The organism is Zhihengliuella flava (genome assembly GCF_015751895.1).
Taxonomy (GTDB): Bacteria; Actinomycetota; Actinomycetes; order Actinomycetales; family Micrococcaceae; genus Zhihengliuella; species Zhihengliuella flava.
The window spans coordinates 186,266-211,300 of record NZ_JADOTZ010000001.1; the positions used below are offsets into that span (position 1 = coordinate 186,266).

General features: G+C 64.4%; 24 protein-coding genes and 1 tRNA gene. 9 read left to right on the forward strand and 16 right to left on the reverse strand.

What is annotated here, in order from left to right; all coding sequences use genetic code 11:
• Positions 1-34: 34 nt before the first annotated feature.
• Together IW252_RS00970 and IW252_RS00975 are read right to left on the reverse strand one after the other, a co-directional pair.
• A complete protein-coding gene (locus IW252_RS00970; protein ID WP_196834860.1) occupies positions 35-775 on the reverse strand; it encodes a zinc ribbon domain-containing protein in 741 nt (246 codons plus the stop codon).
• 24 nt (positions 776-799) lie between these two features.
• Positions 800-1,699 carry a Nif3-like dinuclear metal center hexameric protein gene (locus IW252_RS00975; protein ID WP_231365851.1) on the reverse strand — a complete coding sequence of 300 codons (900 nt, stop codon included), beginning with the start codon at positions 1,697-1,699 and terminating at the stop codon, positions 800-802.
• An 82-nt stretch (positions 1,700-1,781) separates the two neighbouring features.
• Between IW252_RS00975 and msrA the strand changes: the two genes are divergently transcribed.
• From msrA to epsC, 3 genes are all read left to right on the forward strand, one after another.
• Positions 1,782-2,306, forward strand: coding sequence for a peptide-methionine (S)-S-oxide reductase MsrA (gene msrA, locus IW252_RS00980; RefSeq protein ID WP_196837028.1), 525 nt, complete (start codon positions 1,782-1,784; stop codon positions 2,304-2,306).
• Between the two features lie 91 nt (positions 2,307-2,397).
• On the forward strand, positions 2,398-3,333 hold the full coding sequence (gene cysK / locus IW252_RS00985; protein WP_196834861.1) for a cysteine synthase A: 936 nt from the start codon (positions 2,398-2,400) through the stop codon (positions 3,331-3,333).
• A gap of 24 nt (positions 3,334-3,357) precedes the next feature.
• Positions 3,358-3,942 carry a serine O-acetyltransferase EpsC gene (epsC, locus tag IW252_RS00990; protein WP_196834862.1) on the forward strand — a complete coding sequence of 195 codons (585 nt, stop codon included), beginning with the start codon at positions 3,358-3,360 and terminating at the stop codon, positions 3,940-3,942.
• A 110-nt stretch (positions 3,943-4,052) separates the two neighbouring features.
• On the opposite strand, the gene gndA is transcribed toward epsC, so the two are convergent.
• The 4 genes from gndA to IW252_RS01010 form a co-directional block, all read right to left on the reverse strand.
• Entirely contained in the window at positions 4,053-5,489 is a 1,437-nt protein-coding gene (gene gndA / locus IW252_RS00995) for an NADP-dependent phosphogluconate dehydrogenase (protein WP_196834863.1), read from the reverse strand.
• 152 nt (positions 5,490-5,641) lie between these two features.
• Positions 5,642-5,714 (reverse strand) — tRNA-Val (locus IW252_RS01000).
• Positions 5,715-5,773: 59 nt separating this feature from the next.
• Positions 5,774-6,232: a redoxin domain-containing protein gene (locus tag IW252_RS01005; RefSeq protein WP_331271386.1), complete on the reverse strand. Its 459-nt coding sequence runs from the start codon at positions 6,230-6,232 to the stop codon at positions 5,774-5,776.
• 7 nt (positions 6,233-6,239) lie between these two features.
• Positions 6,240-6,656 (reverse strand): DUF3052 domain-containing protein, encoded by a 417-nt coding sequence (locus IW252_RS01010; RefSeq protein ID WP_196834865.1) that lies wholly within the window; start codon positions 6,654-6,656, stop codon positions 6,240-6,242.
• Between the two features lie 314 nt (positions 6,657-6,970).
• On the opposite strand from IW252_RS01010, the gene aceE reads away from it, so the two are divergent.
• The 6 genes from aceE to fabF all read left to right on the forward strand — a co-directional run bounded on the left by aceE (position 6,971) and on the right by fabF (position 14,910).
• Entirely contained in the window at positions 6,971-9,709 is a 2,739-nt protein-coding gene (gene aceE, locus IW252_RS01015; protein ID WP_331271387.1) for a pyruvate dehydrogenase (acetyl-transferring), homodimeric type, read from the forward strand.
• Between the two features lie 145 nt (positions 9,710-9,854).
• A complete protein-coding gene (locus IW252_RS01020; protein ID WP_196834867.1) occupies positions 9,855-11,066 on the forward strand; it encodes a PucR family transcriptional regulator in 1,212 nt (403 codons plus the stop codon).
• A gap of 86 nt (positions 11,067-11,152) precedes the next feature.
• Positions 11,153-12,097, forward strand: coding sequence for an ACP S-malonyltransferase (locus IW252_RS01025; RefSeq protein WP_196834868.1), 945 nt, complete (start codon positions 11,153-11,155; stop codon positions 12,095-12,097).
• Position 12,098: 1 nt separating this feature from the next.
• Positions 12,099-13,154, forward strand: coding sequence for a beta-ketoacyl-ACP synthase III (locus IW252_RS01030; RefSeq protein WP_196834869.1), 1,056 nt, complete (start codon positions 12,099-12,101; stop codon positions 13,152-13,154).
• Between the two features lie 98 nt (positions 13,155-13,252).
• Positions 13,253-13,498 (forward strand): acyl carrier protein, encoded by a 246-nt coding sequence (locus IW252_RS01035; RefSeq protein ID WP_196834870.1) that lies wholly within the window; start codon positions 13,253-13,255, stop codon positions 13,496-13,498.
• 173 nt (positions 13,499-13,671) lie between these two features.
• Positions 13,672-14,910, forward strand: coding sequence for a beta-ketoacyl-ACP synthase II (gene fabF / locus IW252_RS01040; protein WP_196834871.1), 1,239 nt, complete (start codon positions 13,672-13,674; stop codon positions 14,908-14,910).
• Positions 14,911-15,044: 134 nt separating this feature from the next.
• Here the strand turns inward: fabF and nusB are convergent, their stop codons facing one another.
• From nusB to alaS, 10 genes are all read right to left on the reverse strand, one after another.
• The gene (gene nusB, locus IW252_RS01045; RefSeq protein WP_196834872.1) at positions 15,045-15,455 is read right to left on the reverse strand and encodes a transcription antitermination factor NusB; all 411 of its coding nucleotides are present in this window, start codon (positions 15,453-15,455) and stop codon (positions 15,045-15,047) included.
• Positions 15,452-16,015: an elongation factor P gene (gene efp / locus IW252_RS01050; RefSeq protein WP_196834873.1), complete on the reverse strand. Its 564-nt coding sequence runs from the start codon at positions 16,013-16,015 to the stop codon at positions 15,452-15,454. Before efp ends, nusB begins: the two co-directional genes overlap by 4 nt.
• A gap of 91 nt (positions 16,016-16,106) precedes the next feature.
• Positions 16,107-16,577 carry a tetratricopeptide repeat protein gene (locus IW252_RS01055; protein ID WP_196834874.1) on the reverse strand — a complete coding sequence of 157 codons (471 nt, stop codon included), beginning with the start codon at positions 16,575-16,577 and terminating at the stop codon, positions 16,107-16,109.
• 29 nt (positions 16,578-16,606) lie between these two features.
• Positions 16,607-17,692 (reverse strand): 3-dehydroquinate synthase, encoded by a 1,086-nt coding sequence (gene aroB / locus IW252_RS01060; protein ID WP_196834875.1) that lies wholly within the window; start codon positions 17,690-17,692, stop codon positions 16,607-16,609.
• A 3-nt stretch (positions 17,693-17,695) separates the two neighbouring features.
• Positions 17,696-18,286 carry a shikimate kinase gene (locus IW252_RS01065; RefSeq protein ID WP_196834876.1) on the reverse strand — a complete coding sequence of 197 codons (591 nt, stop codon included), beginning with the start codon at positions 18,284-18,286 and terminating at the stop codon, positions 17,696-17,698.
• 15 nt (positions 18,287-18,301) lie between these two features.
• Positions 18,302-19,498, reverse strand: coding sequence for a chorismate synthase (aroC, locus tag IW252_RS01070; RefSeq protein ID WP_196834877.1), 1,197 nt, complete (start codon positions 19,496-19,498; stop codon positions 18,302-18,304).
• Positions 19,499-19,524: 26 nt separating this feature from the next.
• On the reverse strand, positions 19,525-20,388 hold the full coding sequence (locus tag IW252_RS01075) for a shikimate dehydrogenase family protein (RefSeq protein WP_196834878.1): 864 nt from the start codon (positions 20,386-20,388) through the stop codon (positions 19,525-19,527).
• Positions 20,388-21,797, reverse strand: a complete 1,410-nt coding sequence (gene mltG / locus IW252_RS01080; RefSeq protein WP_196834879.1) for an endolytic transglycosylase MltG — start codon at positions 21,795-21,797, stop codon at positions 20,388-20,390. Before mltG ends, IW252_RS01075 begins: the two co-directional genes overlap by 1 nt.
• A gap of 14 nt (positions 21,798-21,811) precedes the next feature.
• Entirely contained in the window at positions 21,812-22,315 is a 504-nt protein-coding gene (gene ruvX, locus IW252_RS01085; protein WP_196834880.1) for a Holliday junction resolvase RuvX, read from the reverse strand.
• Positions 22,316-22,319: 4 nt separating this feature from the next.
• Positions 22,320-25,013: an alanine--tRNA ligase gene (gene alaS / locus IW252_RS01090; RefSeq protein WP_196834881.1), complete on the reverse strand. Its 2,694-nt coding sequence runs from the start codon at positions 25,011-25,013 to the stop codon at positions 22,320-22,322.
• Positions 25,014-25,035: the final 22 nt, after the last annotated feature.

Here is a 25,035-nt window from a genome sequence, read left to right on the forward strand (position 1 = left end):
GTGACTCAGGCGGCGAAGCAATCGATGATCAAGATCACCCCATCCACTCGGGGTCCCGCACGAGAAGCGCTCCGGAATCGGGGCAGTACACGACGTCGTCATCCGCCGCGTTCTTGATCTCCTGTAGGTCCCCCGGCGCGAGCTTCAGCCCGGAGCCCTCCGAAACCCCGTGATACAGCCGCGCCGCCCCCACGCCGCGCCGGGCCCGTGCCTTGTCATACAGCGCCAGCAAGGTGGGTTCGATGTCTTGGGCGCATGCGGCCCTCGCCGCGTGCGCCGTGCGGAGCTCCTCAGCGCGCGCGGCGGCTTCCTCGGTGAGCTCGGCGCGCAAGGCCTCGAGATGTGCTTGCGAGGCATCACGTTCCTGAGTGGCTTCGGCGGCCCCGGACTGCGCGTCCTCGAGCTCCTCCATGATGACGAGCTCCTCCTCTTCGAGCGCGTTCTGCCGGTCACCAAGGGTCTGCAGTTCGTGGCTCAGCGCCATCAGATCTTGGGCCGTCCCGGCACCGGCATCTAATTGACGCTGATCCTTGTCTCGGTGGGCCTGCACCTTGGCCACCGCCGCCTCGGAAGCAGCAAGCCGTGACTGAACGTCATTGACCCGTGAGTCCGCGGCGACCGCGGCCTCGGCGGCCTCCGCCAGGCGCTGCTCACGGACCGGAAGGTCAGGGTGTTGCCAGACCCGTTGTTCAGCCTGCTCGGCGCGTGCGACGTCGGCGTCGCGTTCCGCGAGGGTCAGGAGCTTGCGCTGCTCCTGCGGAGATGCTTTGGCCATCGTGATCCTGCTTTCTCGAAAGACTCAGGGGGTTAAAAGGAAGTCCCACGGGTCAGAATTGATCGAACTCACCAGAATCTCGACCTCGAAATCCTGGTCGGTGAGAACATTCTGCAGCGCCTCGGCGGCTGCCGGCAGCCACAACCACTCGCTCGCGAAGTGGGAGACGTCAATCAGGTATGGACGTCCGCCCCGCGCCGTCTCACGTGCCTCAGACGCCGGGTGGTGCCGAAGGTCCGCGGTGACGTACACATCGGCGCCACTGGAGCGGACGGCGTCGAACAGGCTGTCACCCGCTCCCCCGCAAATCGCGATGCGGCGAACGACCGCCTCGCGATCGCCGGCGACGCGCACGCCGCCGGCGACGGCGGGCATCGCTGAGAAGACGGTCGACGCGAAGTCGCCGAGGCTCACGGCCTGCGGCAGATTCCCCACGCGGCCAATCCCCTCCTCGGGCAGGCCCTCCGGCGCTGCCGAGAGTGGTTCCGTGTCCGTGAGGCCGAAGATGTCGGCTAGGACGTCGGAAACACCCCCGACGGCCGAGTCGCCGTTGGTATGGACGGTGGCGAGCGCGCAGCGACCTTCAATGAGTTCGTGGACCACCTCGCCTTTGGCATCACTGGCGGCCACAGAGTTGACTCCGCGCAGCAACAAGGGGTGGTGCGTGATGAGCAGATCGGCTTCACGCGCGACGGCGTCGCGCACGACCTCGAGGGTTGGATCGACGGCGAAGACAATCCGTTTGATCTGCCGCTCAGTGCGTCCTGCCACGAGCCCGACTCGGTCCCAGTCCTCGGCGAGCGAACGCGGCCACAACTCCTCCATGGCGACCAAGACGTCCCCTAGCGTCGCTGACGGGGATTCCTCAACGGTGGCCGGGGAATGTTCGGCAGTCACTTCGTCGTTCTCCATGGCATCGTGCATGGAACTACCGTATCGGTAGATTGCACGCCCAGTGGAAGACGACTCGAATCGGGAGATCACGATGGCCTCAGCGCGCCACGCAGTGCAGACCTACTACCTCGGCGGGGGCTGCTTTTGGTGTCTCGACGCGGTGTACCGGAAAGTGCGCGGCGTGACGTCGGTGGTGTCCGGTTATCTGGGCGGCGCCGCTGACACGGCCTACTACGAAGCGGTCTGTTCTGGGACCACCGGCCACGTGGAGGTCGTCGCCGTGACGTTTGATCCGGAACAAGTCCCCCGCGAGGTCATCTTGGATATTTTCTTTGCCTCGCATGATCCCACCACCCTCAACCGTCAGGGGTACGACGTCGGCACGCAGTACCGCTCGGCGCTGTTCTTTCGGGACGACGCCGAGCGCGCTGACTTCGAGCGCGCGGTCGAGAAGCATCAAGAGAACTTTGCAGATCCCATCGTCACAGCCATCGAACCAGCGACGCCGTTCTACGAAGCGGAGCCGGTGCACCAGAATTACTATGAGCTCAACCCGATGGCCGGGTATTGCAACGTCATCATTAACCCAAAACTCGCCAAAGTGCGCCGATATTACGCAGCATGGCTCCAGGGGTAAGGCAGGTGGGCCGCGGGTTTAGGGTTAATCGCGCACTCACCGTTCCCGCGGGAACACTGACTGACTTGTCGAAACATTGAAGGAAGAGGACATGGGGAAGATTCATCAGGACGTCACTGAGCTGATCGGCGGGACCCCGCTGGTTCGCCTGAACCGCCTCACCGAAGGGTTGCCGGGTGACGTCGCCGTGAAGCTCGAATTCTTTAACCCGGCCAACAGCGTGAAGGACCGGATCGGCGTCTCGATCGTTGACGCCGCTGAAAAGGCCGGCGCGCTGCGCCCGGGCGGGACAATCGTTGAGGGCACGTCGGGAAATACCGGCATCGCGCTCGCCATGGTCGGGGCTGCCCGCGGTTACCGGGTGATTCTCACGATGCCTGAAACGATGTCCACGGAGCGGCGCGTGATGTTGCGCGCGTTCGGTGCCGAAATCGTGTTGACCCCGGGAGCCGAGGGCATGCGCGGGGCCGTCGAGAAGGCCAAACAGATCGTGGCCACCACGGAGAATTCCATCTGGGCGCAGCAGTTCGCTAACGAGGCCAACCCGGCGGTCCACCGCGCCACGACGGGTCAGGAGATCTGGGATGACACCGACGGGAAGGTCGACGTCCTGGTCTCGGGCATTGGCACCGGCGGCACCATCACGGGCGCAGGCAACCTGCTCAAAGAGCTCAAGCCGTCCGTCAAGATCGTCGCCGTCGAGCCCGCCGACTCCCCGATTCTCAACGGCGGCACTCCGGGGCCCCACAAGATCCAGGGCCTCGGCGCCAACTTCGTCCCCGAGATTCTCGACACGACCGTCTACGACGAGGTGCTCGACGCCTCCGTCGAGGATTCCGTCGCCACGGCGCGTGCCCTCGGCACGCAGGAGGGCATCTTGGGCGGTATCTCCTCCGGTGCAGCCGTCTGGGGTGCCCTGCAGGTGGCGGCCCGTCCGGAGAGCGACGGCAAGTTGATCGTCGTCGTCGTCCCGGACTTCGGTGAGCGCTACATCTCGACCCTGCTTTACGACGATATCCGCGGCTAAGCGGTAGCTAGGCAGCCTGAACTCGTGACATTTCTTGCCCGTCTTCGCGAAGACCTCGACGCCGCGCGGTCGCATGATCCCGCAGCGCGGGGCACCGCGGAGAACTTTTTCGCCTATTCAGGGCTGCACGCGGTCTGGATTCACCGTTTCTCTCACCGCTTGTGGTTACGTCCGCAGTGGCGCCTCGCCGCGCGCCTCGTCTCGCAGTTCGGCCGATTTCTGACCGGCATCGAGATTCATCCGGGAGCGACGATTGGTCGTCGCTTCTTCATCGACCATGGTGCTGGCGTGGTGATCGGCGAAACCGCCGAAGTCGGTGACGACGTCATGCTCTATCACGGCGTCACCCTGGGTGGGCGCTCGCTGGCCAAAACCAAGCGGCACCCCACCCTCGAGGATCGCGTGGTCGTCGGGGCCGGGGCCAAGATCCTCGGCCCGATCACGATTGGTGCCGATTCAGCGGTCGGGGCAAACGCCGTCGTGGTGAAGGACGCGCCGCAGCACTCCATTGTCACGGGTATTCCCGCGACGAATCGTCCCCGAAAACCTTCGGAGCATCAGCCGGCTGTCGATCCCGCGGCGTATATCGATCCGGCGATCTGGATCTAAGGCGTCACTGCGCCGGTGGTTTGTCCCGGCGCGTACGCGACGAGAGGCCGGTGGCCCGGCACCCCGAGGGGTGCCGGGCCACCGGCCTCTCGCCCACGATGGGGAAGGGACTAGTGGGTGGAGACGGCGGCAATTTCCGTCTTGTCCCCGCTCCACTGGGTATGGAACGTCCCCTCGCGGTCGATGCGCTCGTAGGTGTGGGCGCCGAAGAGGTCCCGCTGGCCCTGAATGAGAGCTGCCGGCAAGCGCTTGCGGCGCAGGCCGTCGTAGTAGGCCAGGGACGCGGAGAACACCGGGACAGGAATGCCGAGCTGAACGGCGGTGGAGATCACGCGGCGCCAAGCAGGTACGGCCTCAGCGATGGCCTCGGCGAAGGCCGGGGCCAGCAGAAGATTTTCTGGCTTGTTGCCGTCCGCGTAAGCCTTCATGATCTCGTCGAGCAGGTCTGCGCGAATGATGCAGCCGGCGCGCCACAGCGAGGCGATCTCGTCCAGCTTGAGCTCCCAGCCGTACTCGGCGGCCGCGCTGCCCAGCATGTCGAGGCCCTGGGCGTAGGAGACGAGCTTGGAAGCAAACAGGGCCTGGCGGACGTCCTCAACGAAGTTCTCTGGAAGTTCCACCGTGGACTCGTGCCCGGCCAGGACACTCTGAGCCTGTTCGCGCTGCGAACGCTGCGAGGACAAACCGCGGGCGAAGACCGACTCGGCGATGCCGGAAACGGGTGAGCCGAGTTGCAGGGCGGAAACAACCGTCCACCGGCCGGTGCCCTTCTGGCCCGCGGAGTCGACGATGACGTCAACCAGCGGCTTGCCCGTGGCAGCGTCGACGTGACCCAAAACCTCGGCAGAGATCTCAATGAGGAACGACGAGAGGCTGGTGCCCATCCATTCCTCGAAGATCTTCGATTGCTCCGCGGGCTCGATCCCAGCGGCCGAACGCATCAAATCGTAGGCCTCACCAATGACCTGCATGTCTGCGTACTCGATGCCATTGTGGACCATCTTGACGAAGTGGCCGGCTCCGTCCGTGGAGATCCAGGTGCAGCAGGGCTCATCGTTGTACTTCGCCGAAATCTTCTCCAGCATGGGGCCGAGAGCCTTGTAAGACTCGGCCGAGCCGCCCGGCATGATCGATGGGCCCAGCAAGGCGCCCTCTTCGCCCCCGGAGACGCCGACGCCGACGAAGTGCAAGTCGTGCTGGGCCAACTCGGCCTCGCGCCGGCGGGTGTCCTCGTAGTGCGAATTGCCGCCGTCGATCACGATGTCTCCGGGCTCGAGCAGCGGGATGAGCTGCTCGATGACTGCGTCGACTGGGCCACCGGCTTTGACCATGATCATGACCCGGCGCGGGGTCTCCAGGTTGGCGACGAGTTCCTCAAGCGACTCGGTACGGATGAAATCGCCCTCGCTGCCATGGGCCTCCAACAGCGCGTCGGTCTTCCCCACCGAGCGGTTGTGGACGGCGACGGTGTACCCGTTGCGCGCGAAGTTGCGGGCGAGGTTAGCGCCCATAACGGCCAGGCCGGTCACGCCAATCTGTGCAGGCATACGGAATGATCCTCTTCAACGGTGAGTAGTTTCGACCGACGTCAACTGCGGACGCCGCACGTTCACCCTAGCCCACAAACGCAGCAAACCCGCCAAAAGTATGACCTTTGGCGGGTTTGCTGCGTGGTGTGTTACGTGAGTAACACCAGAGGTGGGTCCTACCGGGATCGAACCGATGACATCCACGGTGTAAACGTGGCGCTCTACCAGCTGAGCTAAAGACCCTTGAGCCACTTCATCCTAATCGTCCTGCGCTTGACGGGACAAATCGGACGGTTTCAGACTTACGCCGGGAGGCTAGCGAGGGCCTGTTGATAGCGGGCCCACGGCCGAGGCTCCCCCGGTGCACTGAAAAAAGCGTCGGCGATGTGGCCGTTGGTCAGGAGATACGTCGCTCGCCCGGCGCGACCGTGCTGACTATCGAAGCACTGAAAGGCCCGGGCGATCTCGCCGTGCGGCCAAAAATCGGAGAGCAACTCAAAGGTTAAACCCTCTTGGGCGGCGTAAGCGCGCAGGGCAAAGCGATGATCCACGGACACGCCGAGTACCGCGGCTCCGCGGTCCTCGAACGCGGAGAGGTTCCGCTGCAAGACTCCGAGCTCAGCGGTGCAGACGCGCGAAAAGGCGAAGGGATAAAAGACGAGAAACGCTGCACCCGGAAGCGTGGTGTCGCCGACGTGCTCGCCAAACTGGTTCACCGCAGAGAACGTGGGCACGGGGGTGCCCACGGGCAAGAGGTCCACGGGACGGTTAGCTCTTGCGGCGCGGTGCCAAACGGGCGGCCGCCCAGTCCTCCGAGACGCCCTCGCTCGTGGTGACGTGCAGTCCTGCCGTGGGGGCGGCTTCAAGAATTTCCGCGGGGGTGACATGCCCATCGCGTCCGTTCTTCGGCGTCAGAAGCCACACGATGCCGCCGTCGTCCAGCGACGTCAGTGCGTCGACGAGCGCGTCGACGAGGTCTCCATCCCCGTCCCGCCACCAGAGGATCACGGCATCAACAATGTCCTGGTCCTCCTCGGTGAGTAGCTCCGAGTCGATGCCGTCTTCCAGTGCATCGCGCAGGTCAAAGTCGACGTCGTCGTCGTAGCCGAGTTCCTGAATGAGGCTTCCCTCAGTGAAACCCATCTTGGCTGCAGCCTTCGATGTCGCGGCAGCGGCCTCGCTCACGGTGTTCCTCCCTTGAGTATTCATCTCCACCAGACAACACCTTTTCCGCGGTAGCTTCAAGCGTACGTTCATTGACACGCCGCCGTACACGGCTCCGTGACGTAGATAGCACTTTCGGGCAGCAGTATTGCGCGTCTCGGCTACGCATCTCAGCCACCGGCGGATTAGAGTGGCGTGGATAGCTTTGAGCGCTGATCGCGATCAAGGCAAAAATCGCATGGCGGCTTTCTTGCCACGGCCAGTGTCCCACGCAGCAGGACGGGACAGGCCGCCGCCTGCCCCACGCTGTAACCCGTTGCAAGGAGAATTTGGACGTGGCTGACGATCACATTTCACACATCCGGTCTGGCTTGACCAGCCAGTTGCCGGACCGCGACCCGGAGGAGACGGCCGAGTGGCTGGAGTCCTTTGACGACTTGGTCGAGGCACAGGGAACCGAACGGGCCCAGTTCATTGTTCGCTCGTTGCTGCAGCGCGCCGGCGCCAAGAGCGTTGGTGTGCCCATGGTGACCACCACCGACTACGTCAATACGATTCCGGTGGACCAAGAGCCGGACTTCCCGGGCGACGAAGAAGTGGAGCGGCGCTACCGGGCGTGGATGCGCTGGAACGCTGCCGTGATGGTTCACCGAGGACAGCAGCCGGATATTGGCGTGGGTGGGCACATCTCCACCTTTGCTGGCGCCGCCACTCTGTACGAGGTGGGCTTCAACCACTTCTTCCGCGGCAAGAATCACGCTGGCGGCGGTGATCAGATCTTCTTCCAGGGACATGCTTCTCCGGGGATGTACGCGCGTGCCTTCATGGAGGGGCGCCTCTCCGAAGATGACCTGGACGGGTTCCGGCAAGAGAAGTCCAAGGGCGGGCACGGCTTGCCGTCCTACCCGCACCCGCGGAACCTACCAGATTTCTGGGAGTTCCCGACCGTCTCGATGGGCATCGGTCCGGCCAACGCGATCTATCAAGCGCAGGCAAACCGTTACATGCACAACCGCGGCATCAAGGACACCTCTGACCAGCACGTCTGGGCGTTCCTAGGCGACGGCGAAATGGACGAGCCGGAGTCGCGCGGGTTCCTTCAGCTGGCCGCCAACGAGAAGCTGGATAATCTCACGTTCGTCATCAACTGCAACCTGCAGCGGCTCGATGGTCCCGTGCGTGGCAACGGCAAGATCATGCAGGAGCTCGAGGCCTTCTTCCGGGGCGCCGGCTGGAACGTCATCAAGGTTCCGTGGGGCCGCGAATGGGACGCTCTGTTGGAGAAGGACAAGACGGGCGCACTGGTGGACATCATGAACCAGACTCCGGATGGTGATTACCAGACCTACAAGGCGGAATCCGGAGCCTTCGTTCGGGAGCACTTCTTCGGCAAGTCGCCCGAGACCAAGGAGCTCGTCGCGGAGATGTCTGACGACGAGATTTGGAACCTTAAGCGCGGCGGCCACGACTACCACAAGGTCTATGCGGCTTACCGTGCAGCGATGGAGTTCAAGGGGAAGCCGACCGTCATCTTGGCTAAGACGGTCAAGGGCTACGGCCTCGGACCGCACTTCGAGGCGCGTAATGCCACGCACCAGATGAAGAAGCTGACCCTCGATGACTTGAAGGCATTCCGCGATCACTTGCGGATTCCGATTACGGACGAGCAGCTCGAAGCCGATCCGTACCGTCCTCCGTACTACCATCCAGGCAGTGACTCGCCGGAGATCAAGTACATGATGGAGCGCCGCGCGGCCTTGGGCGGATCGGTTCCAGAGCGCCGGTCGAAGCATCAAGAGGTGACCCTCCCAGATGAGAAGGCCTACGCCATCGCCAAACGCGGTTCCGGTAAGCAAGAGGCGGCAACCACGATGGCCTTTGTGCGTCTGCTCAAGGACATCATGCGGGACAAGAACTTCGGTGATCGCATTGTGCCGATTGTTCCGGATGAGGCGCGGACCTTCGGCATGGACTCGTTCTTCCCGACGGCGAAAATCTACAACCCTAAGGGACAGAACTACCTGTCGGTGGATCGCGATTTGGTGTTGGCCTACAAAGAGTCTCCGGCTGGTCAGATTCTGCACCCCGGCATCAACGAGGCCGGCGCGCTCGGCGCTTTCACCGGCATTGGGACGGCCTATGCCACGCATGGTGAGCCCCTGGTTCCCGTCTACGTCTTCTATTCGATGTTTGGGTTCCAGCGCACGGGCGATCAGTTCTGGGCGGCCGCGGACCAAATGACGCGCGGATTCATCATCGGCGCCACCGCCGGACGCACCACGCTGACCGGTGAAGGCTTGCAGCACGCGGATGGGCACTCCCCGATCCTCGCCTCGACCAATCCGGCGGTCGTCACCTACGATCCTGCGTACGGCTACGAGATCGGGCACATTGTGCGCGCCGGGCTTGAGCGCATGTACGGCGGTGAGCACGCCGACCCGAATGTCATGTACTACCTCACCGTGTACAACGAGCCGATCTCCCAGCCCGCCGAACCGGAGGAGCTCGACGTTGACGGAGTCCTGAAGGGCATTTATCTCGCGGCTCCGGCGCAGGTCGACGGGCCGCGCACCCAGCTGCTGGCTTCCGGTGTCGCCATGCCGTGGGCGATCGAGGCGCAGAAGATGCTCGCCGATGAGTGGGGCGTGTCAGCCGATGTCTGGTCGGTAACCAGCTGGAACGAATTGCGGCGCGACGCGCTGGCTGCCGAAGAGGAGTCATTCTTGAATCCGTCGAGCGAGGCGCGCACGCCGTTCATCGCTCAGCAGCTGGCCGGTGCGACGGGACCGGTGGTCGCTGTGAGCGACTACATGTCCTCCGTGCCGGATCAGGTGCGCCAGTACGTACCCAACGAGTGGGCCTCCTTGGGCGCGGACGGATTCGGCTTCTCCGATACGCGCGCAGCCGCTCGTCGCTTCTTCAAGATCGACGCGCACAGCATCGTCGTGCGTACCCTGCAGATGCTGGCTCGACGCGGCGAGGTATCGGCCGACGCCCCGCAGCAAGCCTTTGAGCGGTACCAGCTCGACGACGTCAACGCCGGTACGTCGGGAAACGCGGGTGGCGACGCCTAAGGATCGTCTCCACCGCGTTCACGGGGGCGGGGCCCACAACTCGTCGATGTTGTGGGCCCCGCCCCTTGTGCTGTGTTTGTAGTCTTCCCACAAAATCGGCTCGTCGCGACCCGGTGCTGTGGCCGTCGCAGAGTAGGGTCGTCACATGACCGATTCGCGCTCGACCTCGGCGAAGCCCCGGGTGCCTCGACAACCTCAACCCAGCCAGGAAACTCTCGAGCGCCTCAAGTCGCATCTTGGCGTTCTATCGACCGCGGCGCTGAAGCACCTAGACCAGTCCTTGCCCTGGTATCGCGGGCTCGAGCCCGAAGAGCGTGCGGCGCTAGGACTGGTGGCCCAGAAGGGCATCGCCTCGTTCGTCTCCTGGTATGAGCAGCCGGCCAGTCCGCAATGGGTTCTCAACGACGTGTTCGGAGCCGCTCCGACGGAATTGACCCGTTCGATCAGTCTGCAGAAGGCGCTGCAGTTGATTCGCACCATCGTCGAAGTGGTCGAGAATCAGGTGCCGGACTTGGCGAGTGAAGCAGAGCAAGTCCGGCTGCGAGAAGCGGTGCTGCGCTATTCCCGTGAGGTCGCTTTCGCCGCGGCGGATGTCTATGCTCGCGCGGCCGAGACCCGCGGTGCCTGGGACAGCCGGTTGGAGGCTCTCGTGGTTGACGCCGTCCTACGGGGCGAAAGCACGGACACGCTCCGTTCACGCTTTGCCGCCGTGGGGTGGAAGTCCCGCGCCGGAATTCACGTGATGGTCGGTGGTGCGCCGGAGCAGTCCACGGCCCCGTTCGTGGGCGAACTGCGCCGAGCTTCCCTTAGGTACGCGCACGACTGCCTCGTGGGAATTCAAGGCGAGCGACTCATCGTGATGCTCGGCGGTATTCGAGACAACGCGGCGGCCGGGTTCGAGCGCCTCGCGGAGTATTTCGCGGACGGCCCCGTGGTTTATGGTCCCCGCGCCGAGTCACTTAGGGCGGCTACGCTGTCGGCTCAGGCCGCCTTCGCCGGGCTCGCGGCGGCCCCCGCGTGGACCCAAGCGCCCCGTCCGACGGCCGCCGACGATTTGTGGCCCGAACGCGTCATTCACGGCGATGACAGTGCCAAACGCGCGTTGCAGGCCAACGTCTACGGACCGATCGTCAAGGCGGGCAATGGACTGATCGAGACGTTGACGACGTACCTTGGCCTCGGCCATTCGCTCGAAGGCACAGCACGCGAATTATTCGTTCACGCGAACACCGTGAGGTATCGCCTCAAGCGGGTTGCAGAAATCACCGGTTGGGACCCGCTCTTGCCCCGCGAAGCGTACGTGCTACACACTGCTCTGGCCGTCGGACGGCTCGCCGAGGGCGGAACGGCTGAGTGACGTTGTAGGATCCCTACAAGAGGCTCCGAGGAGCTTGGTGTCTCCAACCACCCGGTTGTTGACTGATTTATTGGAAAGCTTGAAGAGTGCTTGCAATTGTGTGCCCCGGACAGGGATCTCAGACCCCCGGCTTCCTGTCCCCGTGGCTTGAACTGACGGGTGTCGAAGAACAGTTGACGGCGCTCTCCGAGCTGGCCGGACGCGATCTGATCGCGCACGGCACGACGTCGGACGAAGAGACCATCAAGGACACGGCCATCGCGCAGCCGCTGATCGTCGCTGCTGGGTTGGTGACCTACCGCGCGCTGGCCGGATCCGAGGCCGCGGCGGCGGCGGACGGAGGCGTGGTGGCCGGTCACTCCGTCGGGGAGATCACGGCGTCCGCGGTGGCGGGAGCGCTCTCCGAGCAGGATGCCATGAGGCTCGTCCGCGCGCGCGCCAACGCCATGGCGGAAGCAGCCCACGCGTCGCCGACTGGCATGACTGCCGTCGTCGGAGGGCAACCGGAAGACGTTGCTGCAGCGATTGCTTCGGCCGGGCTGACCGCCGCTAACGCGAATGGCGCGGGCCAGGTTGTCGCGGCCGGGACTGTTGATCAGCTTCAGGTTTTGGCTCAGAACCCTCCGGAGCGTGCCCGGGTCATCCCGTTGAAGGTTGCTGGCGCTTTTCACACGCAGCACATGGCCAGCGCCGTCGACGTCCTCGAACGCCTGCGGCCGGAGTTGTCGCCTCGCGACCCGCGGCTGCCGCTCTTGAGTAACTTCGACGGTCGCCCCGTCGCCTCCGGCACCGACAACCTCGACAGCCTCATCGCTCAGGTTTCCCGTCCCGTGCGCTGGGACCGCTGCATGGAGCAGCTCACTGCGATGGGCGTGACGGGCGTTCTGGAACTTGCCCCCGCAGGAACGCTGGTGGGCTTGGCCAAGCGTGGCATGCGCGGCACGGCATCGTTTGCGCTGAAAACGCCGGAGGATCTGGAGGCAGCCCGTGCCTTCGCGTCCGAACACCTTGAGGCAGCGAAGGAGAACTAGCATGACGCTCACCCTGAACCAGTCGCCTACCCGGGCAGGCAGCCAAATTCTTGGCATCGGTGCCGCCCGCGGCGACGTCGTCGTGACGAATGACGACGTGTGTCAGTGGATCGATTCCTCCGATGAGTGGATTCGTCAGCGGACCGGCATCGTCACCCGCCGTCGGGCCTCAGAGAATTTCACCCTGCTCGACATGGCCGAGCAGGCCGCGCGCGAGGCCCTTGAGCGCGCGGGGATCTCCGGCGATCAGCTCGGCGCAGTCATTGTCTCGACGGTGACCTTCCCGTATGCGACGCCGTCGGCGGCGGCAGCATTGGCCGAACGTCTCGGTGCCACCCCGGCACCAGCCTTTGACATTTCCGCCGCGTGTGCTGGGTACTGCTACGGCATAGCGCAGGGGGACGCTCTGGTGCGTTCCGGCGCCGCCGAGTATGTCTTGGTGATCGGCGCGGAAAAGCTCTCCGACTACATTGACAATCACGAGCGGACCATTTCCTTCCTGCTGGGCGATGGGGCTGGCGCCGTCGTCCTCGGAGCGAGTGATGAGCCGGGTGTTTCTCCGTCCGTGTGGGGATCAGACGGTTCGAAGTGGGACACCATCGGGATGACCCACTCGGCTCTCGACCTGCGCGCGATTGCCATGGCCGCCGAGGCGGATCCTGAGGGCACCGCCGTCGTCGCGGAAACGGAGGCCAAGCTGTGGCCAACGCTGCGCCAAGACGGCCAGTCCGTGTTTCGCTGGGCCGTCTGGGAGATGGCCAAGGTGGCCAAGAAGGCACTCGATGATGCCGGGATCACGAGCGACGATCTGACGGCCTTCATCCCCCACCAGGCCAACATGCGCATCATCGACGAGCTCGCGAAGCAACTGAAGTTGCCGGATTCCGTAGCGATCGGACGTGATATCGCGGAGATGGGTAACACGTCCGCAGCCTCGATCCCGCTAGCGATGCACCGCCTTCTCGAGGAGGACCCGTCGCTGTCCGGCGGGTTGGCGCTGCAGATCGGCTTCGGTGCTGGCCTTGTCTTCGGCGCCCAGGTGGTGCGCCTGCCCTAGGCTTGTCCACGAGGAGAAGCCTCCGAGTTCTCCCCGGCTCATGGAGAGTCCGGGACTACACGTCGGGACCACCCCGGCACAACAGAAAGGAAGCCGACATGGCGAGCAACGAAGAGATCCTGGCCGGCCTGGCTGAAATCGTTAATGAAGAGACGGGCCTTGAGACCGAGGCCGTCCAGTTGGACAAGTCTTTCACGGATGACCTCGACATCGATTCCATCTCGATGATGACCATCGTGGTTAACGCCGAGGAAAAGTTTGACGTGAAGATTCCGGACGAAGAGGTCAAGAACCTCAAGACCGTCGGCGACGCCGTCAACTACATCGCTAACGCGCAGGCCTAAGACGGCCGCGCGGCGGTTCACCGCACCTTCAGGCAGGAACCGCAACGTGAGGCGTCGGCTGCTTGGCGGCCACGCCACCCGTGGTGGACGGCGATATTCCGCCGTCCACCACGGCCCTCGGCGTTTCGCTGAGACCCCTTGAACAGTTTCCATCGCGAAAAGAGAGACTTTTGATGGCCCGCAAAGTCGTAATTACCGGTCTGGGAGCCACCACACCGATCGGCGGGGATGTCCCGACCCTCTGGAAGAACGCCCTCAAGGGCACCTCCGGCGCCCGCACCTTGACCGACGACTGGGTAGAGGAATTCCAGCTCCCCGTAACCTTTGCTGCTCGGGTGGCCGAGCCGGCGAGCGAGAAGCTGTCCCGGGTGGAAATGAAGCGCATGGATCCGTCGACGCAGTACGCCGTCGTCGCCGCGCGGGAAGCGTGGACCGACGCCGGTATCGAGGAGATGGACAAGGAGCGCCTCGGCGTCGCGTTCGCCACTGGAATCGGTGGAGTATGGACCCTTCTCGACGCGTGGGACACGCTGCGTGAAAAGGGGCCTCGCCGCGTCCTGCCGATGACCGTGCCCATGCTCATGCCCAACGGACCCGCCGCGGCGGTCAGCCTCGACTTGGGCGCCCGCGCTGGCGCCCACACTCCGGTCTCCGCTTGTGCCTCCGGCACGGAAGCCATGGACGTGGGCCTCGACTTGATTCGCGCTGGCAAGGCCGACGTGGTGATGGTGGGCGGAGCCGAGGCCGCGATTCATCCCATGCCGCTCGCGGCGTTTTCCTCGATGCAGGCGCTCTCCCGCCGTAACGATGATCCGGAGCATGCATCACGGCCGTACGACGTCGACCGTGACGGCTTTGTGATGGGTGAAGGCGCCGGCGCGCTGGTCCTCGAAGCCGAGGAACACGCGCTCGCTCGAGGGGCGAAGATTTACGCCGAACTGGCCGGAACGTCGGTCACGGCTGACGCCTACCACATTACGGCTCCCGATCCGGAGGGCCTCGGTGCCACCCGCGCGCTGAAGGCCGCGATGTTCGACGGCCGCATTCAGCCCGAGGACGTCGTTCACGTCAACGCGCACGCCACGTCGACGCCCGTCGGCGACAAGCCTGAATTTACGGCCCTTCACGCAGCGCTTGGAAGCCGCGTGGACGACGTCGCCGTCTCCGCAACCAAGTCACAGATGGGTCACCTTTTGGGGGCCTCGGGTGCCGTCGAGTCGGTGCTTACGGTCCTCGCGGTCCACGAGCGCCGAGCCCCCGTCACCATCAATCTGGAACATCAGGACCCGGATATCCCCCTCGACGTCGTGACCAAGACGCCACGCGAGCTCCCAGGCGGCAGCATCGTCGCCCTGAACAATTCCTTTGGCTTCGGCGGTCATAACGCCGTGGTGGCCATCCGCAGCGTGTAGTGCGGAACAGTTCAGGGGCGTTGGCCAGGATCAGTTGATCCTGGCCAACGCCCCTGACGCGTCGTGAGGGTTAAACGCCGACGGCGCCCAGGCTCTCGAGAGGAGCTTGGGCGCCATCTGGACCCTGACTGGGGTCAGGCCAAGAGCGTCGGCTTGAGCTGCTGAATTCGGCCTAAGAGGCCGTTGACGAATTCAGGCGATTCGTCGGTGGAGAACTCGCGGGCCAGGGCCACTGCCTCCGAGACCGCGACGCCGTCCGGGACCTCATCGTTGAAAAGGATTTCCCAGGCGCCGAGGCGAAGGACGCTGCGATCGACTGATGGCATCCGGTCCAAAGTCCAGCCCTTGGCATAGGTGCCCAGAATTTCATCGATGCGTTCCTGCTGTGCGAGGGTGCCTTCGATGAGCGTCGCCGTGTAGGGATTGACCACCTGGGCCATCTTCTCTCGGCGTTGAGTCAAGGCCGCAAGCGGGTCGACAGAGCGCTGCTCGGCCTCAAAGAGGACTTCCAGCGCGCGCCGGCGGGCTTTACTGCGGGTACTCACTCGGTGACACGCCCCAAGTAATCGCCGGTGCGGGTGTCGACCTTAACGCGCGTGTTCTGTTCCACGAACAGCGGAACCTGGATTTCGCGGCCCGTCTCGAGGGTGGCTGGCTTGGTGCCTCCGGACGAGCGATCGCCCTGCAGGCCCGGCTCGGTGTAGGTGATTTCCAGCGTGACCGACGGCGGAAGCTCGACGTACAGCGGAGCGCCGTCGTGCATCGCCACGGTGATGTTCTGGTTCTCCAACATGAAGCCTGCCGCGTCGCCGACGACGGCGCCCGGAACCATGATCTGATCGTAGTCGGAGAGGTCCATGAAGACGTAGTCGTCCCCATCCTGATACAGGTACTGGTAATCGCGGCGATCGACGGTAGCGGTCTCGATCTTGGCTCCGGCGTTGTACGTCTTATCGACGACCTTGCCGGTCAGCACGTTCTTCATCTTGGTGCGCACGAAAGCGCCACCTTTGCCCGGCTTCACGTGCTGGAATTCGGTAATCTGCCAGAGCTGACCGTCGATCTTCAGGACAACGCCATTTTTAATGTCGGTGGTATCTGCCACGAAGCACTCTTCCTGTATGTGGCGCCGCGCACGGAGGGCTCAGGAGGAACCACCCGCGACGACGACTGATGTCAAAAATCCAGATTCAATTCTAGCGCACGAGCGATGCCCGGCGATGCACGGCCTCGAGCGAACGTCGAGCGAGCTCTGCTCGCCGCGGTGTTGAGCCAGCCGCCGTATGGAGGTCAAGAGCCCTCTGAAAGCGGTGTTCGGCGCCTGTGAGATCACCGACGGAGTAATAGAGAATGCCCAGATACTGGTTCAGCATGGGCTCGTGACTCGAGCCCTTGAACTCTTCGAGCAGAGCCCGGAGCCGGCTGATGGCGGCATCCGCCTTACCCATGGCGCGTTGCAGGTCGGTGTCGAGCATGCGCATGCGAATGTTTTGCGGGTCAGCCAGCCGGGTCTCGGCGACGAGTTCGGCCGCCTCGCGGTACTGCTCGCGGGCGATGTGCACGACGACGGCGTCGCACGGATCATCTCCCGCGACCAACGCGTCGGCCTGGGCTTCGTCGACAATGACGGGCAAGAGGGACTCCGGGTCCCGTTTGATGCCCGCCATGCCAGTTTCAATCCACGGCAGGGCCATGACTACTCGGCGATCTCCTGGTAGGCAGCGAACAACAGTGAAGTGTCGGGTACATCGAGGATACCCGGCTTGGCGAGATCCTCAAGCACGACGAAGCGGAGCAGGTCCCCGCGAGCCTTTTTATCCCTCCGCATCCCGTCCAGCAAGGCGGCCCAGCGATCCGCGCGATACGTGGTCGGCAAGCCCAACAACTTCAGCACGCGCTGGTGGCGATCCGCCAACTCGTCGTCAATGCGCCCCACGGAGCGTGCCAGTTCGGCGGCAAAGGCGAGTCCGATGGAGACGGCCGCACCGTGACGCATTTGATACCGTTCCGCGAGCTCGATGGCATGTGCCAACGTATGCCCGTAATTGAGGATCTCCCGCCGACCGGATTCCTTGAGGTCTTCCGAGACGACCTCGGCTTTGACCCGAATGCTGCGCTCAATAATTTCCCGAAGCTGCACGGTGCCGGCGGTCGATGCGGCGTCAGGGTCCGCCTCGATCAGGTCCAAGATGCGCGGATCGGCTATGAATCCACATTTCACGGCCTCGGCGAGGCCGGTGACCAGCTCGTTCTTCGGCAACGTCTCGAGTGAATCCAAGTCCGCCAGGACGGCGGCCGGCGGGTGAAAGGCCCCCACGAGGTTCTTGCCCTCGGCCGTGTTGATGCCGGTCTTGCCGCCGACCGCGGCATCGACCATGCCCAGCAATGTCGTGGGCATGTGGATGACCTTGACGCCCCGCAGCCAGGTGGCCGCCACGAAGCCCGCGACGTCAGTCACCGCTCCACCGCCCACCGCGACGATGGCGTCGGATCGCGTGAAGTCGTTCTGGCCGAGAACTTGCCAGCAGAAGGCAGCCACCTGAATGTGCTTGCCCTCCTCGGCATCGGGGATCTCGGCCGTCAGTCCGGTGAAACCCGCGGCGTCGAGCTCCTCCTTCACTGCGTCGCCCGTCGCGCGCAGGGCGCGCGGGTGGATCACGAGCACCTTGCGGACGCGCTCGTCGAGGGCGCCGCGGAGTTCAGGCAGCAGGCCGTGGCCGACGACGACGTCGTAGTCAGCTCCCGCGCCCGCTCCGGTGACGGCGATGGTGGTGTGAGTCATGTTTTATGTGCCTCCCAGTGAGGAATGTTCGCGGCGATACGCGCCGACAATTTTCTCGGCATTCTCGGCAGCGCTGCCGGTTCGGACGTCAATCAAATGTCGGGCGGTCCCACGATACAGCGGCTCGCGCTCGCCCATAATTCGCTGCCACTTGTCCACGGGCGACTCCGCGCCAGGTTCTGTCAGCAGGGGCCGATTACGCTCGCGTTCGATGCGTGGGGCCACGGTGTCGAGGTCAATATTGAGGTAGACCGTGAAGCGTCCGTGCAGTAGCCGCCGGTTTTCGGCGGTGACGACGGCTCCGCCTCCGGTGGCCACCACTCCCCCGTGCATATCGGCCGTGTCCAAGGCGAGGTGCAACGCCTCCGTCTCGATGCGCCGGAATTCACTTTCTCCCTGGTCACGAAAAATGTCCGCAATGGGACCGTGGTGCGTGACAATCAACGCATCGGTGTCGATAAAGGGCACCCCGAGCAGCCGGGCCACCGCCCGCCCCAGCGTGGTCTTACCGGAGGCCATGGGTCCGATGAGGCACAGGACCGGGGCGGTGGAGGAACTGGGGCGACGCGGCGGGATATCAGAGGGGTCCGTCACGTGGCGGATCCCTGCCTAGGAACCCGACGCGAGCGACTCGGGGATCGCTGCGAGGTACTGCTCAAGATTGCGCTGTGTCTCGGCCACCGAATCGCCACCGAACTTCTCGAGGACGGCTTCGGCCAGAACCAGAGCCACCATGGCCTCAGCGACGACGCCCGCGGCAGGCACCGCGCACACGTCGGAGCGCTGATGGTGCGCCTTGGCCTCCTCACCCGAGGCAATGTCAATCGTCTGCAAGGCTCGGGGAACGGTGGCAATTGGTTTCATGGCGGCGCGGACGCGGAGCGGACCGCCGATGCTCATGCCACCCTCAATACCGCCAGCACGGTTGGTCCGGCGAACGGCCTCGCCGGCTTCGTTGCGCACGATCTCGTCGTGTGCAGCCGATCCGCGCCGAGCGGCCGTCAGGAAGCCGTCACCGACCTCAACGCCCTTGATGGCCTGGATTCCCATGAGCGCCGCGGCGAGACGCGAGTCGAGCCGTCGATCCCAGTGAACGTAGGAACCGAGCCCAGGAGGCAAGTTGTACGCGATGACTTCAACCACGCCGCCGAGGGTTTCGCCCTCCTTGTGCGCGGCGTCGACCTCGGCCACCATGGCGTCCGAGGTCTCGCGGTCGTGGCACCGTAGCGGGTCATTATCGAGCGCGACGACGTCGCTCGGAACGGGTAGAGCGCTCCCCTCGGCCACGGAAACCGTGCCGACGGCGGTGGTGTGGCTGACGAGGCCCACGCCCAGCTCTTTCAAGAATTGGGAGGCAGCGGTGCCGAGCGCGACGCGCGCGGCGGTTTCGCGCGCGCTGGCCCGCTCAAGAACGGGGCGTGCGTCGTCGAATCCGTACTTCTGCATACCGGTAAAGTCCGCGTGGCCCGGTCGCGGCCGGGTGAGCGGGGCATTGCGCGCGAGGCCGTCAAGTTCTTCGGCCGGGATGGGATCGGCGTTCATGACCTTTTCCCACTTCGGCCATTCAGTGTTGCCAATTTCAATCGCAACGGGTCCGCCTTGCGTGCTGCCGTGCCGGACGCCGCCGACAAACGTCACCTCGTCCTGCTCAAATTTCATCCGAGCACCGCGCCCATACCCGAGTCGACGACGCGCCAAGGCAGACCGCACATCCTCCGTGGTCAGCGGCACGCCAGCCGGAAGGCCTTCAAGAATTCCAACGAGGGACGGTCCGTGAGACTCGCCCGCAGTCAACCAACGCAACATGGCATCAATCTTGCCACGGATACCCGTTAGAACAGGCGACGAGGCAGTCCGACGGCGTCACACATCACGTTTGTGACTGCTTCACGATCTGTCGCATCAGCCCGAGCGAACAGGAGGGCCTGCTCCACGGCTTGATACACCAGCATGGCGAGCCCATCAACGACTGTTCCACCTGCTGAGGCCCAGTCGCGGGCCAATTGGCTCGGCCATGGATCGTAGGCCACATCGAGCAGCGGCGTACCGGGCCGCACACCGGCAGTCGAGAGGGGGCCGGCCCACGCGTCCGCAGCGTGGGGAGGCAGGGTGGATACGACGGCGTCATAGTCGCTGGCGCGCTCGAGGGCATCGTCGATTCCCAGGGCCTCACAGTCCATGCCCAGACGGTCCGCCAACGCCCGCGCCTCGGTGGCGCGGGCGGTATTGCGCACCACGACATCGAGCTGCGCAAAGCCGAGTTGGGCCGCAGCTGCGACGGTGGCCGCGGCCGTGCCTCCGCCTCCCAGCACCGCCAGCCGGTTGCGCGGGGCGTCGGCGCCGAGCTGGAGCGCGCCAATGATTCCATCAACGTCGGTGTTCTCGCCGCGCAGCGACACGCGACCGTGCTCGCGCTCCACGATGATCGTGTTGAGCACCCCGAGGCTGGCCACCCGTTCGGACACCACGTCCATGTGCGGAACGAGTGCTGCCTTCAACGGCATGGTGCAAGAGAGCCCTCGCCAGCCCGGTTCAGTCCGCAACCGCTGAGCGAGCGATGCGGCGTCCTCCTCAGGAACCTCCAGCCTGGTGTAGTCAATCTCCACGCCAAGCGCAGCGTATGCAGCACCATGCAGCAGGGGGGACTGCGAGTGGCTAATCGGAAAGCCGGCGACCGCGGCTCGTTGCAATGTCATCAACCGCAGACCTCGGGGTTGGCGGCGCAGTAGTCCCGGTACTCCTGCTGGTTCTGTTGATGCTCAGCATAATTATCCGTGAACTTGGTCTCGCCGGTCGCGATGTTGACGGTGACCCAGTAGTAGTAGTCGTTCTCATCCGGATTCGCGGCCGCGGAAATGGCCGCCTGCCCCGGGGAACCGATCGGCGTCGGTGGCAGCCCGGCGTGTGTGTAGGTGTTGTAGAGATTCGACTCGTCGGCCTTTTCCTCGGCCGTGAACTCGAGCGAGTACCGGTCTAGGCCGTACACGACGGCGGAATCGACCTGGAGGAACCCCCCGGTCTCCCGGTTGTTCGGATCGAGGCGATTCTCGATGGCTCCCGCCACCGTCGGATAATCGTTCTGACGCGACTCGGCCTGAACGATGCTCGCGATCTTGAGGGTGCGGTAGGCCTCGTCGGCGTCCGTGATTCCCTCGTCCGCGAGCACCTCATTCGTGGCATCGACGAGCATTTGCAGGATGTCTTCGGCGTTCGAATCGACGTCGAACCGGTACTCACCTGGGTGCAGGAAGCCTTCAAGGTTGTCGAGGTCCGCGCTCAGGCCAAAAGTATCAGGCTGCACAGCGAGTTGCTCCAGCTCGGACAGGCTGATACCCGTGGCATCGGAAATGTTGCTCAGCACGGCTCCGAGGCGGGCATTGGCTTGGATGGCTACGTAGTGCACGGGAGAATTCGCTTGGCCCAGAAGGCCCTCCACCGCTTCGCTGGCCGGGATTTTGGTCTGTAGCTCGTACTCCCCCGGGTGGATCTCTGTATTTTCCGCATCCGAGGCGGCGAGAGCCTCCAAGAAGGCGTCCTGGGACGCGACGACGCCGTCCGCCACCAATTCCGACCCCACGCGATTGGGGCCCCAGCCAGACTCCACGATAAAGGTCACATTACCCTCGCCGGGCCCCGCGAAGTCCTCGGGCTCGGCATTGAGGAGATTGTTGATGAAGAGACCAACAGACGTGGCGGCCAGCACGAACACGGTGAAGACGGAAAGCATGACGATGTTGCGACGCCGGCGCCGCCGGCGGCGCGCTGCCAAACCCTCTTGCAGACGGTGTTCGCGGTCGGCATCGGCGGCAGGGACATCCCCGGGAGGAAGCTGAGCCCGATCAGGTTCAGCTTCTGCCTCAACGGCCGCGTCTCCGGCTGCCACGGACGATGGCGATTCGACGTCTTCAGCCGACGCTAGGTTGGCGCCGGACTCTTCCCGCCCGGACGGGGACGAGTCGTCCGTATCGGCTACCTCATAGGGGGCCGTTGGTTCTAAACGTCGTCGACCACTGCGCAAGCGACGGAAGGGGGCGCCTGCCCCCGAGTCCTCCTGCGCGGAGGGCTCGGCCCGCCGCCGCCGGCGGCTCTGGTCATTCTCGTTCACTGGTGTTGAACCCTTCAGTGTTCCTCAGTCGACTGCCGTGCGGGCCGGTCAACGGCGGACCCTGCGGGCCCGCGGAGTGTCTTCTCCATTTCAAGCGCTTGCTGAAGAATAGCAACTGCGGCGACCTGATCCACGATTTTTCGATGAGATCGCCCCTCGACCCCGGCTGCGTGGAGATCACGATGGGCCGAGACAGTGGTCAGCCGCTCGTCGATCAACCGCACGTCGACCACCACACGTTCCGAGGCGAGATCCTGTGCGAGGGCGATGGCGAAGGATTCCGCCATGAGGGTGGACTCGGTGTGGTTACCGCGCAAAGAGCGCGGCAGGCCGACGTAAACGGTGCCTACGTTGTTCTCGACGATGAATCTGACCAGAACGCGCAAGTCAGAGTTCTTTTTCGGGTCTCGTTTCAGTGTCTTCCAGGGCGAGGCCAGCAGCCCGTCGGGGTCGCTAAAAGCGACCCCGACGCGGACTTGGCCGACGTCGATCCCCAGGCGCGGAAGACGATCTGTCATGGAGCTAGGCGATCTCCTGTACCGCAGCCGTGATGGCGGCGAGTGCCGGCCCGCACTGGGCCGGATCCTGACCGCCACCCTGCGCGACGTCATCTTTACCGCCGCCCCCGCCGCCGAGGATCTGGGCGGCGATCTTCACCAGGGCGCCCGCCTTGACCCCGGCCTGACGCGCAGCCTCGTTGGTGGCGACGAGCACGAGCGGTCGGTTCTTCGACACTCCCGTCAGTGCCACAGCGGCGGCGTCGGAGCCCAGACGCCCGCGCAGGTCCAAGGCGAGCGAGCGCAGGTCGTCGGCCGAGGAAATCTCGCCAGCGTCGTGGGCCACCAGACGCACGCGCCCGACGTCGCGGGCCTGAGCCATCAGAGTTGCAGCCTGCGCCGCCAACTGTTCCCGACGCAAGCGCTCAATTTCCTTCTCTGCACTGCGCAATTTGGCGACGGTGGCCTGGATCCGCTCCCCCAACTCGCTGGTGGGTACTCGAAACATTTCGGACAGATCCGCCACGAGTGCGCGCTCAGCAGCGCCATGGCGGAACGCTTCCATGCCCACCAGGGCCTCCACTCGCCGGTTGCCGGAGCCGACGGACTGCTCGCCGAGCAGGGTGAGGGAACCAATCTGACTCGTGGAGCCGACGTGCGTACCACCGCAGAGTTCGCGTGAGAAGGCTCCGTCCATTTCCACCATGCGCACGGTATTGCCGTACTTCTCACCAAAGAGGCTCATGGCGCCGAGCGCCTTAGCTTCGTCGAGTGCCATGGTGCGAGTCAGCACCTCGTGATTATCGCGAATTTTGAGGTTCGCCAGCTCCTCGACCTCGGCGCGCGCCGCGGAAGACAGCGCATCGGCCCACGTGAAGTCGAAGCGTAGGTAACCGGCCTTGTTGAAGGAACCCGACTGCACGGCGTCGTCGCCGAGGATTTCATGAAGTGCCGCATGGACGAGGTGGGTCGCCGAATGAGCCTGCTCGCCCGAAAGCCGGCGCTGGGTGTCGACCTGCGTCCTGACGGTTGCGGAGGCCGGAAGCTCGCCTTCGCGGACCACCGCCCGGTGGACATTGAGCCCCCGAATGGGAGCCTGTACGTCCAAGACTTCGACGACGAATCCGTCTCCGGTGATCAGCCCGACGTCGCCAGCTTGGCCACCCGCCTCGGCGTAGAAGGGCGTCTCGTCGAGGACGAGCTCGATTTCCTGCCCCTGTTCGGCTACATCCACCAGGGAACCACCGCTGACGATGCCGCGGATTGGCGATTCACCGCTGAGGGTGTCGTAGCCGGTGAACCGCACATCCCCAGCGCTGTGGAGCTGGGAAAACACGGTGAGGTCGGCGTGTCCGGCCTTCTTGGCACGGGCATCTTGCTGTGCCCGCTGGCGCTGTTCGCTCATGAGTTCTCGGAACGAGGCCTCGTCCACGGAGAGGCCGGCCTCGCCGGCGATCTCGAGCGTCAAGTCGATGGGAAAGCCATAGGTATCGTGCAACTGGAAGGCGACGTCACCCGAGAGGCTTCCGCTGTCACGGCGCGCTTCAGTGAGGGCCTCCTCCAGTCGGGTGGTCCCGGCCGCGATGGTGCGAAGGAACGCGCGCTCTTCAGCGTAGGCGACGCGGGAAATCCGCTCGAAGTCCGCTTCGACCTCCGGGTAGACGCCCTTCATGGCGTCTCGTGACACGGGAAGCAACTCTGGGAAGACGGGGGTCTCGACGCCCATGATGCGCAAGGCGCGCACGACGCGACGAATGAGACGGCGCAGAACGTACCCGCGGCCCTCATTGCCGGGGCTCACGCCGTCGGAGATCAACATCAGAGAACTCCGGACGTGATCTGCAATCATGCGCAGGCGGACATCGTTGGCGTGATTGGGGTCCTGAGGATCCTCGGTGGAGGTGTACTCCACGCGAGCCAGTTCGGCCGCTTTGTCCAAGACGGGCCGCACCTGATCCGTCTCGTACATGTTCTCGACGCCCTGCAGAATCATCGCCAGACGCTCGAGGCCCAGGCCGGTGTCGATGTTCTTCTTCGGCAATTCACCGGCGACGTCGAAGTCGACCTTTGAACGGACCGCAGAGAGCCGGAACTGCATGAACACCAGGTTCCAGATCTCGATGAAACGCGTCTCGTCGACCGCCGGGCCACCGTCCTGACCGTAGGCCGGACCGCGGTCGTAGTAAATCTCCGAGCAGGGGCCGCCCGGTCCCGGCTGCCCGGTATTCCAGTAGTTGTCCGCCTTGCCCGTGCCTTGCACGCGCTCGCGCGGTAGGCCGACCACGTCTTCCCAAATCCGGCGAGCCTCGTCGTCTCGCTCATCGCCGTCCTCATAGACCGTGACCCACAGACGGTCAGGATCGAGGCCAAATCCGCCCTCGCCCTGCGGAGTGGTCAAAAGTGCCCAGGCCCACGGAATGACCTCCGCCTTGAAGTAATCGCCGAAAGAGAAATTCCCGGCCATTTGGAAGAACGTGCCGTGACGGGCCGTCTGGCCGACCTCCTCAATATCCGCCGTGCGGATGCACTTCTGGATACTGACGGCGCGGTCGTACGGGGCTTCCTGCTGCGCGGTGAAGTAGGGAATGAACGGAACCATTCCGGCTACGGTGAAGAGCAGCGAAGGATCCGGTGAAACGAGCGAGGCACTCGGGACAGGGGTGTGGCCGCGTTCGCTGAAGAAGGTGGTCCACGTACGGGCGATGTCCTGCGACTTCATAGTCGTTGTCTAGTTCCCTTCG